Here is a 13221-nt window from a genome sequence, read left to right on the forward strand (position 1 = left end):
CCGCACCAGCGGGGCCGCCGTCCCCGCGCACCCTGCGCGGTCCTGCACCAGCGGAAGGCGGGCCACCCATGCGCTCGACAGGCAGCACCACGGCACCGACGGGCACCACCGCGCCGCTCCCCGCGGCGCGCTTCGGCGGACCCGAAGGCAACCGGCGGCTGACCGCCGTCACCGGCGCTCTCCTGCTGGTGCTCCTCAGCGCCCAGGGCGTGACCGTCCTGTTCCTCGACCGACTCCTCACCTGGCACTTCTTCCTGGGCATGCTGCTGGCCGGCCCGGTGGCCCTCAAGCTCGGCAGCACCGGCTACCGCATCGTGCGCTACTACACCGGCGCCCCCGCCTACCGTCGGCAGGGGCCGCCCCATCCGCTGCTGCGCCTCCTCGGCCCGGCCGTCGTCGCCACCACCCTCGCCGTCCTGGTCACCGGCGGCGCCCTCGCCCTGGCCGGCCGCGACACCGGAACGGTCCCCGTCCTGTTCCTCCATAAGGCCGCCTTCGTCTGCTGGGCAGCGGCAACCGGTGTCCACGTCCTGGCCCACGTGTGGCGTCTGCCCGCCCTGATCGGCGCCGACCTCCGACTGCGGGCCGCCCGCCACGGCACCGCCCGCGTCCGCGGCGCCGCGCTGCGCTGGTCCCTGCTGCTGGCCGCGCTCGGCGCCGGCCTCGCCCTGGCACTGGCCGGCACACCGCTGGCCGCCCGGTGGCACGCCACCAGCCACCACACCGAGCACCGGCACGCACGTGCCACCGCCACCGCCACCGGCCGGGCCCCCGATCAGAGCACCGACGCCGGAGTCGTCTGACCCCGCGTCCCGCACGACCGGCCCGCAGACCCGACCGGGGCGGCGAGCCGGCTCCCACAGCGCCGCCTCCCACGATCCACCGGGTCGGCCCGGCCTCACGACGTTCCTGCCGGGTCGGCCCGGCCTCACGACGTTCCTGCCGGGTCGGCCCGGCCCGGACGTGGCACTCAGGCGCCGGCCGCAACCGGCCCCGGCACTCGGCGCCGGACCGCGGGTCCGATCGCGAGCCGGCCCGGTCCCGTGACCGCGATCAGGAGGAAGGCCCAGCAGAACATCGCGGCCGGCTCGCCGCCGTTCTGGATCGGCCACAGCGCGTGCTCCTGGTGCACGTCGAAGTAGGCGTACGCCATCGAGCCCGAGCACAGCAGGGCGGCCGGGCGGACCGTCATCCCCAGCAGAACCAGGGCCCCTGCGGCCAGCTGGATGAGGGCCGCCCACCAACCGGGCCACTGCCCGACCGCAGGCGTCCTGCCGTGCGCCCCTCCGAAGACACCGAAGAGAGTCGCAGCGCCGTGGCACGCGAACAGCAGGGAGACGACGATGCGGAACAGCCCCAGCACCGTGGGGCGGATACGGTCGGCGAGCGTTGAGAAACGTACGGACACGACAGCTCCTTGAGTGGGGTACGAGGAGACCGGCCCGGCGTTCCCGGACCGGGTGCGGGCGCGTGATCGTCGCGAACGGGCTCCGCAGGGCTTCCGGCCGAACCTGACGTCCGCGCATCAAGACTGACGCCCCGTCATGTCCCCGACCAGATCCGTGAACCTCTCAACTTCCTCTGAGTCCTCCCGCCCGGCCCGGCCACGGCCCGCCTCGCGACGAGACCCGGGGACGGTCCACCCGCGCGGCGGGCGTCGTACACGACCCACCAGGGCCCGCCACGTCCGGCGACGTGACGGTCCACGCCGTGCCGGGGCCGTTGGGCCCGGCCGGAGAGACCCTCCCGGCCCTTCCGACCGGGCGGCACGGCCGGGAAGGCTGGGCGCATGAGCAGCACAGGCACAGCGCCGACGACGAAGCCCGGACAGCGGGCCGGGTCGGTGCTGGACTGCTCGGACCTGGTCCGCCGGTTCGGGTCGCGCACCGCCGTCGACGGCATCGGCCTGACCATCCGGCTCGGGGAGACGTACGGGCTCCTGGGGCCCAACGGGGCGGGGAAGACCACCACGATCAGGATGGTGTGCGGGCTGCTCGAACCCGGCAGCGGCACGGTCCGCGTCGCCGGACGGACCATGCACTCCGCGGCGGGCGCCGCCAAGCGGTTGATCGGCTACGTCCCGCAGGAGATCGCCCTCTACCCGGACCTCACCGCGCGGGAGAACCTGCGCTTCTTCGGCCGGCTGTACCGGCTGCCCCGCCGGCGGCTCGACCGACGCGTCGACGAGGTGCTGGACCTGATCGACCTGGCGGCACGGGCCGACGACCGGGTGGACTCGCTGTCCGGCGGCATGCGCCGCAGGCTCAACATCGGGGCGGGCCTGGTCCACTCCCCCACCCTGCTGGTCCTGGACGAGCCGACCGTCGGGGTCGACCCGCAGAGCCGCCACGCGATCATGACCAGTGTGCGCCGGTTCGGGAACGAAGGCATGGCCGTCCTCTACACCACCCACTACATGGAAGAGGCCGAACGGCTCTGCGACCGCGTCGGCATCATCGACCACGGCCGACTGATCGCCGAGGGCACGCCCCGCGAGCTCGTCGCCCTGGTGGCGGAGAAGGACCGGGTGGAGCTGGTCGCCGCCGGCGATCTCGGCCGCTTCGTCGAGCAGTGCCGCAACCTTCCGGGCGTCGAGGGGGCCGACGTGGGCGGTGAGGCCGGCGGCACGGTGCACGCCGTGGTCCGCGACGCACGCAGCCTCCTGCCGCGGCTGCTCGACCTCACCCGCACCTGCGGCGTCCAGGTCCGGAGCGTCCAGGTCGTCGAGCCCGACCTGGAGACGGTCTTCCTCCACCTGACCGGAACCGCGCTGCGCGAGTGACCGTCATGACTGCCGTTCTCGCCATCGCGCTCAAGGACCTGCGGCAACGGCTGCGGGACCGCTCGGCCTGGGTGATCGTCTTCCTGGCACCGCTGCTGATCACCGGGCTGATGTCGCTCGCGTTCAGCGGCTCCGCGACCTTCCACGCCAAGCTCGCCGTCGTCGACCTCGACCACGGTGCCGCCGCCGCAGGACTGCTCGACACCCTGCGCAGCCCGCAGCTGGCCGGCACCGTCACCGTCCACCCGTACCCGGACGGCGCCGCTGCCGCCGAGGCCCTCCGCCACGGCACGCAGCAGGCGGCGATCGTCGTCCCGGCCGGATTCACCGCCGCCCTCACCGGCGGCGCCCCCGAGCCGGTGACCGTCCTGGACAGCGTCGACTACCCGCTCCAGGCCCGGGTGGCCGACGCGGTGAGCGGATCCTACGTCGCCCAGGTCAACGCCGACCGGCTCTCGGTGGCCACCGCGCTCGCCGCCGGCAGCGTCCCGCAGGACCTGCCGCGCCTGGCCGCCAAGGCCTCCGCACTGCAACTGCCCGAGCAGGTACGCGCCGACGGCCTGCCCGGCACCGCACTCAAGGCCGTGAGCTACTTCGCCCCCAGCATGGGCATGTTCTTCGTCCTGTTCACCGTCGGCTTCGCCGCCCGCGGCTACTTCGCCGAACAGCGCCAGGGGACCCTCGACCGGATCGCCGCAGCACCGGTCGGCCGCGGCGCGCTGCTGCTCGGCAAGTCGCTGTCCACCTTCGCCTACAGCCTGGCCGGCCTCGCCACCACCCTCGTCGCCGCCCGCTTCGTCTTCGGTGCCGACTACGCCGACCCACTCGGCGTCGCCGCCCTGTGCGTGGCCATGGCCGTCGCGGTGGTGTGCCTGACCGCGCTCGTCATCGCGGTCGCCCGGACCGAGCGCCAGGCCGAACAGCTCTCCTCCGTCGTCGTCTTCGTCCTGGTCCTGCTCGGCGGCAACTTCGTCTTCGCCTCCGCCGGGCCGCCGATCCTGCGGCGCCTCGCCCTCTTCACCCCCAACGGCTGGGCCCTGCGCGGCTTCACCGACCTCGGCACGGGCGTCCACGGCCTCACGGCCGTCGGCCCGCCGCTGCTCGGCATCGCCGCCTGCTCGGGCGCCGCCGCAGCAGCCACCGTCCTGCTCGTGCGCCGGAGGAGGACCCCGTGAACACCGCCGCCACCGGAGTCCTGGCCGTCACCCGGGCGACCGTGCGGCGCATCCTGCGCGACCGCGGCGCACTGTTCTTCATGGTCCTGCTGCCGGTCGCGATCATCGTGGTCATCGGCGTCACCGTGCGCGGCTTCGACCAGTTCCGGGTCGGCATCGTGGCGACCGCCGACACCGGACCGGTCTCCCACGACCTCGTCACGGCCCTCACCCACGACCCCGCGCTGCGCACCCACCAGTACCCCGACGAATCCGCCGCCCGCACCGCCCTGCGGCGCAGCGAACTGGACGCCGTCGTCGTCGTGCCGGCCGGTCTCGACCGGCCGGGCGCCGGCCCGGGCACGGTGACCGTGCCCGTCCTGGTCGCGCCGGCCGCCACCAACGGACAGGCCGCGGTCGCCGCCGTGGGGTCCACTGTGAACGCCCACGCCGGCCGGCTCCAAGCAGCCCGCTTCGCCGCCACCGAGACCGGCGGAGCCACGGACAGCCTCCTGGGCCTCGCCGCCGGCACCCAGAGCACCACCCCCACCGTCGACATCACCCACCGGACCGTGAACGGCCAGAGTTCCTACCTGCCGCTCGGCTACAGCTACAGCACACCGACCATGCTGGTGCTGTTCGTGTTCATCAACGCGGTCTCGGCCGGGGCCGTGATCGTGCAGAACCGCCGGTCCGGCGTCTACGGTCGAGCGCTGGCCGCCCCGATCGGCGCCGGCACCCTGGTCGTCGGGGAGGCCACCGCCTACCTGGCGCTCGCCCTGGGACAGTCGGCCCTGATCGTCGGCATCGGCGGGCTCGCGTTCGGGGTCTCCTGGGGCTCGCCCGGAGCGGCGATGGCACTGGTCACCGTCTGGGCGCTCGTCGGCACCGGGGCGGGACTGCTGGCCGGCGCACTCTTCCGCACCCCCGAGCAGGTGCACTCTGTCGGCCCGGCGCTCGGCATCACGCTCGGCATGCTCGGCGGCTGCATGTGGCCACTCGCCCTGGTCCCGGGCTGGCTGCGCGCCGCCGGGCACGTCGTCCCGCAGTCCTGGGCCGTGGACTCCTGGACACAACTACTCTCGCACCACGGCGGGTTGACCGACATCCTGGGCAACCTCGCCGTGCTGAGCGCCTACGCGGCCGGGCTCCTCCTCCTCGCCACCCTGGTGCTGCGCCGCCGCCTGACGGCGGACTCGGCCTGAACTCCGCCGGACACAGCGATCCGACTCCCGGACGAGAGGGCCTCGCGTGAACGGCCAGCCGGACGCCAGGTCTTCCCGGCTTCTCACGACGCTCCCAGGTCTGTACGAGCTGATCACCGGCTTGGTCGACCTACTTGTTCTTGAAGTAGCGGGCCTCGTTCGCCCGCAGACCGGCGAGCGCGTCCGCGACCGGCGAGGACTCCAGACCGACGGTCGACACGGTGACGAAATCCACGGCACAGGTCATGACAGGAACGGTCCCGCCTCCGGCCCCCGCCCGCCGTGCGTCGCGGATGCGGCCAGCGTGCCGCGCCGACGCTCGAACAGCGCCTGCAGCGGCTTCTCACCCGGACACGTGCGGGCCTTCGTCAACGCCGAACTCGTGGGCAGGCGCTGGACGCACGCGCCCGGCGGATACCGAAGCCTCTCGGTCGGCGTGCGCAACACCGACCGGTATCCCGGCGGCCCCGCACTGTCCGAGCTGCTGAACAGGCACAAGGCCAGTGTGTCGGGGGTCAGAAGCCGGTGAGGGTGGTCTTGCCGATGGCGGTGCCGCTCTCCTGGATGCCGTGGGCTTCGCGGAGGTTGGCGGCGTTGACGGGTCCGAGGTCCTGGGTAGCGGTGGTGGTGAGGATGCCGGCGTCCACCAGGCGGGCGACCTGGGTGAGGATGTGGTGCTGCATGGCCTGGTCGGTGGTCCGGAACATCGAGCGGGTGAACATGAACTCCCAGTGGAAGGAGATGCTCTTCGCCTTGAGTACGCCGATCGGCAGTGAGTCGAAGTCGTCGATGGCGACGATCTGTCCGAACGGGTTGAGAGCCTCGGCGTAGGCTTCGAGGTTGCGGTCGGTGCCGGCGGTGCTGAAGACGTAGTCCAGGCCGCCCGGCGCGACCTCGGTGAGCTGGGGGCCGAGCGGCTTGGTGTGGTCGACGATGTGCCGGGCACCCATCCGGCGGGCGAACTCCGCCGACTCCGGACGGGAGGCGGTGCCGATCACGGTCAGGCTGGTCAGAGCGCGCGCCATCTGGGCGACCATGGAGCCGACGCCGCCTGCGGCGGCGGTGACCAGCAGGGTGCCGGTCTGCTCCAGTGCACCGCTGCGCAGGCCGAGCCGCTCGAAGAGGCCCTCCCAGGCGGTGAGCGCGGTCAACGGGAACGCGGCCGCCTCGGTGAAGGAGAGGGTCGTGGGCTTGCGTGCTGCCAGGCGCTCGTCCACGGCGTGGAAGCGGGAGTTGACTCCCGGCCGATCCAGGGCTCCGGCATAGTAGACCTCGTCGCCGACCGCGAACAGCTCCACCTCCGTGCCGACGGCGACGACGGTGCCGGCCGCGTCCCAGCCGAGCACCCTGGGCTCCCCGGCCGGGTCGGCGTTCTGGCGGATCTTGTGGTCCACCGGGTTGAGGGCGACGGCCTCGATGCGGACCAGCAGGTCGCGCGGGCCGGGGGTCGGGACGGGCAGCTCGATGTCGGTCAGGCTCTCGGGGTGGTCGATCGGCAGGCTCCTGCGGTAGGCGACGGCGGGCATCGTGCTCGGGATCCGGTTCATGGGAACGTCCTCGGTTCGGTCGTGCGGGCGGTGGTTACGTGCGGTCACGGCAGCAGCTCGGGGCGGGTGGCGAGGTAGTGGTCGGCGGCCTGGAGGGGGGTGAGGCCGTCGGCGTTGATGAGAGTGTCGAGCTCCTCGATGCCCTCGTTGCCAAGGCGCAGCGAGTTCATCCGGGTGACGGCCTCGGGGTGGATGCGTTCGAGGGCGTCCAGGCGGACGACGGGGCAGGCCGCGTCCACGGTGCCCAGCAGGCCCTTGGGTTCGGCCAGGGGGCGCAGTCCGTGGAGGCGGTTGAGGTACTGGGGGCGCCACAGCGGGATGACGAACCACTCCTGCCGGGCGATGCCGCGTTCGACGCGGGTGAGGAAGCCGGCCTCGGTGCCGGGGGTGAAGCGGTAGCCGGCTCGGTCCAGCCCGTAGGTGCCGATCATGTCGGCGGAGAAGCGGCTGATGCCCGCCCCCGCGTTGATGCCGTCGACTGTCCGGGTCATCCGTGCGGCCACCTCGGGCCGGGCGAGGTCGGCGACGCCGGCGACCGTTGCGGGGACGTACGGGGGCACGGCCCAGACGCAGTACGGCCTGTAGTACGGCGACAGGACGCGGACCTGATCGCGGTAGGACGACAGGTACGTGGCGTGGCTGGAGGGCAGCCAGGCGCAGACCAGCACATCGATCTCGCCGGCCGCTTGCCGGTGGAACAGTTCCTCGTGCGGGGCCTCCATGACGCGCACCCGGTGGCCGTGGGCCTCCAGGACGCGCTGGGTGACGGCCGCCGCGGCGCGGTGGAAGGACAGGGCGATGGTGCCCAGGGTGAGGGGAGTCGGGGATCTCATGGGAATGGGTCCTGCTTCGCTGACGTGACTATCAGGTCGGCCCGTGACGTCCGGGCACGTCAGATACGGTATGCAACAGGTAGTGGTTACCCGCAAGGACCATTGGTACCCATTGGGTACTGTTGCAGCATGACGACGAATCCCGCCACCACCGCCGGCGCCTGCGACGACCCCAGGAGCGTCTACCTCGCCGCCTGCCCCTGCCGCGACATGCTCGACCTGCTCGCCAACAAGTGGAGCGCCCTCGCACTCGGAGCCCTGGAGGACGGCCCCCAGCGCTTCAGCCGGCTGCGCACCCGTCTGCAGGGCGTCAGCCCCAAAGTCCTCACCCAGACCCTGCGCCGTCTGGAGGAGCACGGCCTGGTCGACCGCGAGATCCACGCCGAGGTCCCGCCCCGCGTCGAGTACAGCCTCACCCCCCTCGGCGCCGACGCCTGCGCACCCCTCTCCCACCTGCGCGACTGGGTCGAACTCAACATCGACCGCTTCCCCGGGACCCTCGGCTGAAGGTCTTCGAAGGTCCGGGACACCGGGGCGTGGGAACGTTGGGGTGATCTCCCGGGCCCGGACGACATCGCGTACTCCGCCGCATGATCTGGCGCCACCTCACCTCCTGGGCCGGTTCCCCGACCACCGGGTCGGGGAACCGGCCCAGGAGGGCGCCGAAGGCGACGGCGGCGAGCATCCGCGCGAGCGGGCTCCGACCTTGCCGGCCAGGCTCGGTCAGCAAGAAACGCAGTATCGCTGCATGGAGTGAGGCATTTAGCCTGTGCCGCATGCATCAGCCTCGAAGGCGCGACCGGCGCACGGCTCGCCGCGTGCCGTCCGAGCCGGCCCAACGCCAGGCGTTCCGGCTTACGGCAGCGGGCGCTGATGTAGTCCTGGTCGGCTACTTCTCTGCGAAGCAGAAGGACTTCGAAGTGCTCATGGCATCGGCAGCTGCAAAATTGGGTGCGCGTGGCGCTCGGGTCGTCGTGCAGATTGTGCAGCGACGGGGTGTCTCGGACGGCGGGGTCCAGAAGATGAGCTTGCCCTACTCCTCGCGAACCCTGCTGAGCCATGGAAAGGTCCGCGAGGTAGCTCAGGCATGCGACCAGGCCAACGCTGACGCTGTGATCTTCGTTGCCACCTTGACCCGGCGCCAGCAGCGCACGCTGACCGTCATGCTTGGCCGCCCCACTGCGAGTCTCACCGACATCCTCGCCGCCGACTGACCGCTCGCCTGAGGCGGGTTCGAAACATGCCCTCGATGTGCATCTGTCGCGTGTTGCGGCCAGGGCCAGGCGTGCACCCGTCGCAGCGTCAGACCACGTCGGAGGGCCTCGTCGGCGGCCCAGCGGGCGGCAGCGAGACTCCCCGGCGAACTGTGGCAAGCCGAGACCCTGCGCGGCACGATCGGTACGGGCACCTGGACGCCGAGGCCGCCGACGGGAAGGGCGAATGGGCATCAGGGGGGCGACATCGGCGGGTCTGCGCCCGCGTCCGATGCGCGTGACCACGTAGGACGCCGGCCCCGTGCCGGGGGCCGCTGCGGCTGGGGGGAACCGGCCGACCGGCCTATTCCGTCACAAACTGAACAGATGCCTCTTTTTCAGGGTCAGCCCGGGGGAGGCCGCCGCAGCCCGATGCAGAAGGAGTGCCCGTGACACACCCCCTCGTGTCCCTCCCACCGTCCGCCGCCGACCAGGCGTCATCCGGGGGGAGCCGGCAGCAGCCGTTCCCGCAGTGGAGCCGACGCCAGGTGGTCGCTGTCCTGCTGGTGGTCTTCGGTGGGTACCTCCTGCCCGTCGTGGGCTGGCTGATCGGGGCCATCGTGTGGCTGCTCGTCCCGGGGTGGACGAGGGCGTCGAAGATCGCAGGGATGCTCGTGTGGCCGCTGTGCACCCTCGGCCTGGTGGTCACCAGCGCTGCCGCGTACTGGCTGGTCCTTCCGCTCGGTGACCCCGTCTCCTCCGTGATCACCTCGCTCTTCCTGCTCGTTCCCAGCAGCTGGTTCCTGGTGCTGGTGGTCGCCGCCTGGTCCCTGCTGAAGGCAGGAACCGACCGCGCGCACGGGAGCGGCCGGTGAGGCGGGTCAAGCGGGCCGCCACCGCGACGGTGGTGGCGATGGCCTTGGGTGCCGCCGCCGCATGCGCACCCCGGGACCCGGGCCGGCCGGCCGCCAGGCCCGCGACATCGGCCCCGTCGATCACGGCCGGCCCGGTCGACGGGCCCGCCCTGCCCGAGGTGTCGCCCACGCCGCACGAGATCCGCCGCACCGGTGCGGACCTGCCCGTTCCCCGCCGGGTCGACGTGCTCCGTGACGACGGGGCGGACGACCAGGCGGTCACGGTGGTCACCCAGGCGCTGCGTGCGGCAGGGGCCGAGGTGCGCACCGCGGGTATCGAGGAACGACCTTCCCGGCAAGCCGAGTTGACGCTGGTTCTGGGCCGGCGCGACGCTCCGCGCGTCAGGGAACTGCTGGCTCGCAGCGGAGCCTTCGGCCCTGGCGGCCTTCCCACCGAGGGCTACCAGATCACCTCCGGCACGGTGGACGGCCGCAGCGGCATGGTGCTGGCCGGGCAGGACACGGCCGGCGTCTACTACGCGGCGCAGACCTTCACCCAGCTGATCCGTGACAGGACCCTCAGCGGAGCGACGGTCGTGGACTACCCCTCCATCCCCCGGCGTGGCGTGGTCGAGGGCTTCTACGGCACTCCCTGGACGCAGGCCCAGCGGCTGGACCAACTGGCCTTCTACGGCCGGATGAAGCTCAACACGTATCTGTATGCGCCCAAGGACGACCCCTACGGGCGCGACCGGTGGCGCGAGGACTACCCCGCCGCCCAGGCCGCGGAGCTGGCCGAACTCGCCCGGGCCGCCCGCGAGAACCACGTGGACTTCACCTACGCTCTCTCTCCCGGCAAGTCGATGTGCTACAGCTCGGCCGCCGACCGCACCGCCGTCACCGGCAAACTGCGGTCCCTGTACCGGCTGGGGATACGCGACTTCGTGATGGCCTTCGACGACATCCACCCGCTGCCGGTGTGGAGCTGCGCCGCGGACCTGGCCCGCTGGGGACCGCTGAACGAACAGGCCATGGCCGCGGCCCAGAGCGAACTCCTCAACCGCGTCCAGCACGACGTCGTGGACCAGCACCCCGACGTGCGACCGCTGCAGATGGTCCCCACCCAGTACAGCGACCTGAAGGACACTCCGTACAAGAAGACACTGCGCCGCACACTGGACGGCCGGATCGCGATGATGTGGACCGGCGCGGACGTCGTGCCCACCAGCGTCACCGCCCAGCAGGCCGACGACGCCACGGACGTGTGGGGCCGTGAGGTGACCCTGTGGGACAACTACCCCACCAACGACTACGACCACGCGGCCGGACGCCTGCTGCTCGCCCCCTACGCACGCCGCGCCCCCACCCTGGACGAACACCTCACCGGCATCGTCCTCAACCCCATGAACCAGGCCTCGGCCAGCAAGCCGGTCCTGTTCACCGGCGCCGACTACGCCTGGAACACCCGCGCCTACACCCCCGAGTCCAGCCTCCGGGCCGCTGCCCGCTACCTCGCCGCAGGCGATCCCTCCACCACCGACGCCCTGGCCCTCTTCTTCGACACCCAGCACCTCGCCCCCAGCTGGGACGGCACCCCCTGGCAGCCCCAGGCCCCCGAACTGCAGGCCCGCATCAACCGCTTCCAGGCCGACTGGAAGGCCGGCCGCCAACGGAACGCCGCACAGGAACTGGGCCGCTACGCCCGCTCCATGGCCGCCGCCCCCGAGCAGATCCGCGCCCATGTGCCCGATGCGGGCCTGGCGGCCGAGGCGAAACCCTGGCTGGACGCCCTGGCCCTGTGGGGACAGGCCCTGACCGACACCAGCGACGCCCTGCTGGCCCGCCTCGACGGTGACACGGTCCGCGCCGAACAGCTCTTCTCCCGCTCCCGCGACCACGCCGGACAAGCCGCCGGCCGGCACACCGTGCCAGGCGCCACCCGCCCCCAAGGCCCCGTCAAAATCGCCGACGGCGTGCTCGACACCTTCCTCGAACAAGCCCTCACCTGACCCGCCACACGGGCGGGTGACGGCCGTCCCCACCGGCCGCGCAGCGGGAACGCGCGGCTCCGGCCGTGCCGGCCTCTCGACACCGATCCACCCCGACCTCCTGACCGCCCGCCGCCACCTCGCGGGCCACTGGGCCGACTGCGGCGGCCGGCCACCGGCCTCCCGGGGTGAGCCACTCGGGCAGGGCCTGGCGCCGTGGCCGTGCCGTGGAGCGTGGGAGGACCGGGCCGGGGACGGCATTCCGTCCCCGGCCCGGTCCTCCCGCCTTCCGCGCCCGCTACTGCGCGGGGGTGATGAGGCCGTAGTGGCCGTCGTAGCGGTGGTAGATGACGTTGCCCCGCCCGGTGGCGGTGTCGGTGAAGAAGACGAACGGCAATCCGGTGAGGTCGAGCCTCGACACCGCCTCGGCCATTGCCAGGTCCGGCACCCCGGTGGTGCTGACGGTGAGCCCCGGTGCCGGTTCGCGGGTGAGCTTCACCCGGGTCGCGAGCACCGGCTCGTGCAACCGCTCGACCACGGCCAGCAGCTTCGCCCTGGCGTAGTCCGGCGCGGCGAGGGACACCTCGCCCCGGGTCCGGACCCGGATGTCGTGGGCGATCGGCGTGTGCGGACGGTTCATCGGAAGTCCTGCCTTTCGGATGTGGTTTCAGACTGCCGGGTGCCGGGCGGCACCGTCGTCGGCCGGACGTCCCGCCGGCAGGACCCCGGGGCCCTTCTCTCCGCCGCCGAGGGCGGGGCGGACGGTGGTCCCGGTGGTGCCCAGGACGGTGCCGAGGGCGTTGTCGAGCGGCCCGATGGCGGCCAGTCCTCCGGTCCGTTCGACGAATGCGGCGGCGGCCTCGGCCTTGGGCCGCATCGAGCCTTCGGGCAGGTCCAGTGCGCGCAGGTGCTCGGGGGTGGTGGTCACCAGCGGGCCGGGGTGGGCGGTGCCGTAGCGGGTGAACACGTGCGTGACGTCGGTGAGGATCAGCAGGGCGTCGGCGTCGAGGTGCTCGGCGAGGAGGGCGGCGGTGAGGTCCTTGTCGACGACGGCCTCGACGCCCCGGAGCAGGCCGGTGTCGCGGTCGCGGGCGACCGGGACGCCCCCGCCGCCTCCGCAGACCACCACTGTTCCGCCGGCCAGCAGGCGGCGGACGACGGGTACTTCGAGCACCGCCCGTGGTTCGGGCGAGGGGACGACGCGGCGGCGGAGCGCACCGTCCTGCGCAGTGGTCCAGCCGCGCTCGCGCTCCAGGGTCGCCGCCTGCTGTACACCGAGTTGCCGGCCGATGAACTTGGTGGGGTGGGTGAACGCCGGGTCGTGCGGGTCGACCTCGGTGTGGGTGACGAGAGCGGCGACCTCCCGTCCGGGGAGCCGGTTCATCAGCTCCCGGGCGAGCAGGGTGCCGATCATGCCCTGGGTCTGGGCGCCGAGCACGTCCAGCGGGTACGGCGCGGTGAGGGCCGGGTCGGTCTCGCTCTCGACGGCGAGCAGGCCGATCTGCGGGCCGTTGCCGTGGGTGATCACCACCTCGTGCCCGGCGTCGACGAGTTCGGCGAGCGAGCGCGCCGCCTGGTGGACGTGGTGCAACTGGACCTCGGCGTCCGGGTGTTCGCCCCGCTGGAGCAGGGCGTTCCCGCCGAGGGCGGCGACGATGCGCACGG

The 13221-nt window shown here is 72.6% G+C and carries 13 protein-coding genes; 8 read left to right on the top strand and 5 right to left on the bottom strand.

Annotated elements, in window-relative coordinates:
* Nucleotides 1-68: 68 nt before the first annotated feature.
* Complete coding sequence (locus tag AB0D10_RS31315) at nt 69-803, top strand: hypothetical protein (RefSeq protein WP_360262327.1); 735 nt, start codon at nt 69-71, stop codon at nt 801-803.
* Nucleotides 804-970: 167 nt separating this feature from the next.
* On the opposite strand, the gene AB0D10_RS31320 is transcribed toward AB0D10_RS31315, so the two are convergent.
* On the bottom strand, nt 971-1408 hold the full coding sequence (locus tag AB0D10_RS31320; protein WP_360262328.1) for a DoxX family protein: 438 nt from the start codon (nt 1406-1408) through the stop codon (nt 971-973).
* Between the two features lie 381 nt (nt 1409-1789).
* Here AB0D10_RS31320 and AB0D10_RS31325 point away from each other — a divergent pair, with 381 nt between their 5' ends.
* Genes AB0D10_RS31325 through AB0D10_RS31335 form a run of 3 tightly spaced genes read left to right on the top strand, consistent with a single transcriptional unit; the run spans nt 1790 to nt 5141 of the window.
* Nucleotides 1790-2782, top strand: a complete 993-nt coding sequence (locus AB0D10_RS31325) for an ABC transporter ATP-binding protein (RefSeq protein ID WP_360262329.1) — start codon at nt 1790-1792, stop codon at nt 2780-2782.
* A 5-nt stretch (nt 2783-2787) separates the two neighbouring features.
* Nucleotides 2788-3957, top strand: a complete 1170-nt coding sequence (locus tag AB0D10_RS31330; RefSeq protein ID WP_360262330.1) for an ABC transporter permease — start codon at nt 2788-2790, stop codon at nt 3955-3957.
* Nucleotides 3954-5141 (top strand): ABC transporter permease, encoded by a 1188-nt coding sequence (locus tag AB0D10_RS31335; RefSeq protein WP_360262331.1) that lies wholly within the window; start codon nt 3954-3956, stop codon nt 5139-5141. Before AB0D10_RS31330 ends, AB0D10_RS31335 begins: the two co-directional genes overlap by 4 nt.
* A gap of 515 nt (nt 5142-5656) precedes the next feature.
* Here the strand turns inward: AB0D10_RS31335 and AB0D10_RS31340 are convergent.
* Nucleotides 5657-6688 (bottom strand): zinc-binding alcohol dehydrogenase family protein, encoded by a 1032-nt coding sequence (locus tag AB0D10_RS31340; RefSeq protein WP_360262332.1) that lies wholly within the window; start codon nt 6686-6688, stop codon nt 5657-5659.
* Between the two features lie 44 nt (nt 6689-6732).
* Nucleotides 6733-7521: a glycine betaine ABC transporter substrate-binding protein gene (locus AB0D10_RS31345; RefSeq protein WP_360262333.1), complete on the bottom strand. Its 789-nt coding sequence runs from the start codon at nt 7519-7521 to the stop codon at nt 6733-6735.
* Between the two features lie 129 nt (nt 7522-7650).
* Here AB0D10_RS31345 and AB0D10_RS31350 point away from each other — a divergent pair, with 129 nt between their 5' ends.
* The 4 genes from AB0D10_RS31350 to AB0D10_RS31365 all read left to right on the top strand — a co-directional run bounded on the left by AB0D10_RS31350 (nt 7651) and on the right by AB0D10_RS31365 (nt 11577).
* Nucleotides 7651-8028: a helix-turn-helix domain-containing protein gene (locus tag AB0D10_RS31350; protein ID WP_360262334.1), complete on the top strand. Its 378-nt coding sequence runs from the start codon at nt 7651-7653 to the stop codon at nt 8026-8028.
* Between the two features lie 269 nt (nt 8029-8297).
* The gene (locus tag AB0D10_RS31355; protein ID WP_360262335.1) at nt 8298-8735 is read left to right on the top strand and encodes a hypothetical protein; all 438 of its coding nucleotides are present in this window, start codon (nt 8298-8300) and stop codon (nt 8733-8735) included.
* Nucleotides 8736-9163: 428 nt separating this feature from the next.
* Entirely contained in the window at nt 9164-9589 is a 426-nt protein-coding gene (locus AB0D10_RS31360) for a hypothetical protein (protein WP_360262336.1), read from the top strand.
* Nucleotides 9586-11577, top strand: a complete 1992-nt coding sequence (locus AB0D10_RS31365) for a beta-N-acetylglucosaminidase domain-containing protein (RefSeq protein WP_360262337.1) — start codon at nt 9586-9588, stop codon at nt 11575-11577. The genes AB0D10_RS31360 and AB0D10_RS31365 overlap by 4 nt, the downstream gene beginning before the upstream one ends.
* A gap of 277 nt (nt 11578-11854) precedes the next feature.
* Here AB0D10_RS31365 and AB0D10_RS31370 read toward each other — a convergent pair whose 3' ends face one another.
* Together AB0D10_RS31370 and AB0D10_RS31375 are read right to left on the bottom strand one after the other, a co-directional pair.
* Nucleotides 11855-12196: a sigma 54 modulation/S30EA ribosomal C-terminal domain-containing protein gene (locus AB0D10_RS31370; RefSeq protein ID WP_360262338.1), complete on the bottom strand. Its 342-nt coding sequence runs from the start codon at nt 12194-12196 to the stop codon at nt 11855-11857.
* 27 nt (nt 12197-12223) lie between these two features.
* Entirely contained in the window at nt 12224-13219 is a 996-nt protein-coding gene (locus AB0D10_RS31375) for a carbamate kinase (protein WP_360262339.1), read from the bottom strand.
* Nucleotides 13220-13221: the final 2 nt, after the last annotated feature.

Origin of the sequence: Kitasatospora sp. NPDC048545 (assembly GCF_040651155.1) — a bacterium.
GTDB lineage: Bacteria > Actinomycetota > Actinomycetes > Streptomycetales > Streptomycetaceae > Kitasatospora.

Excerpts from the sequence above, each read along its gene's own strand:
- AB0D10_RS31315 (WP_360262327.1), top strand. The coding sequence starts at position 69 with ATGCGCTCGACAGGCAGCACCACGGCACCGACGGGCACCACCGCGCCG.
- AB0D10_RS31325 (WP_360262329.1), top strand. The coding sequence starts at position 1,790 with ATGAGCAGCACAGGCACAGCGCCGACGACGAAGCCCGGACAGCGGGCC.
- AB0D10_RS31330 (WP_360262330.1), top strand. The coding sequence starts at position 2,788 with ATGACTGCCGTTCTCGCCATCGCGCTCAAGGACCTGCGGCAACGGCTG.
- AB0D10_RS31340 (WP_360262332.1), bottom strand. The coding sequence starts at position 6,688 with ATGAACCGGATCCCGAGCACGATGCCCGCCGTCGCCTACCGCAGGAGC.
- AB0D10_RS31345 (WP_360262333.1), bottom strand. The coding sequence starts at position 7,521 with ATGAGATCCCCGACTCCCCTCACCCTGGGCACCATCGCCCTGTCCTTC.
- AB0D10_RS31350 (WP_360262334.1), top strand. The coding sequence starts at position 7,651 with ATGACGACGAATCCCGCCACCACCGCCGGCGCCTGCGACGACCCCAGG.
- AB0D10_RS31355 (WP_360262335.1), top strand. The coding sequence starts at position 8,298 with ATGCATCAGCCTCGAAGGCGCGACCGGCGCACGGCTCGCCGCGTGCCG.
- AB0D10_RS31370 (WP_360262338.1), bottom strand. The coding sequence starts at position 12,196 with ATGAACCGTCCGCACACGCCGATCGCCCACGACATCCGGGTCCGGACC.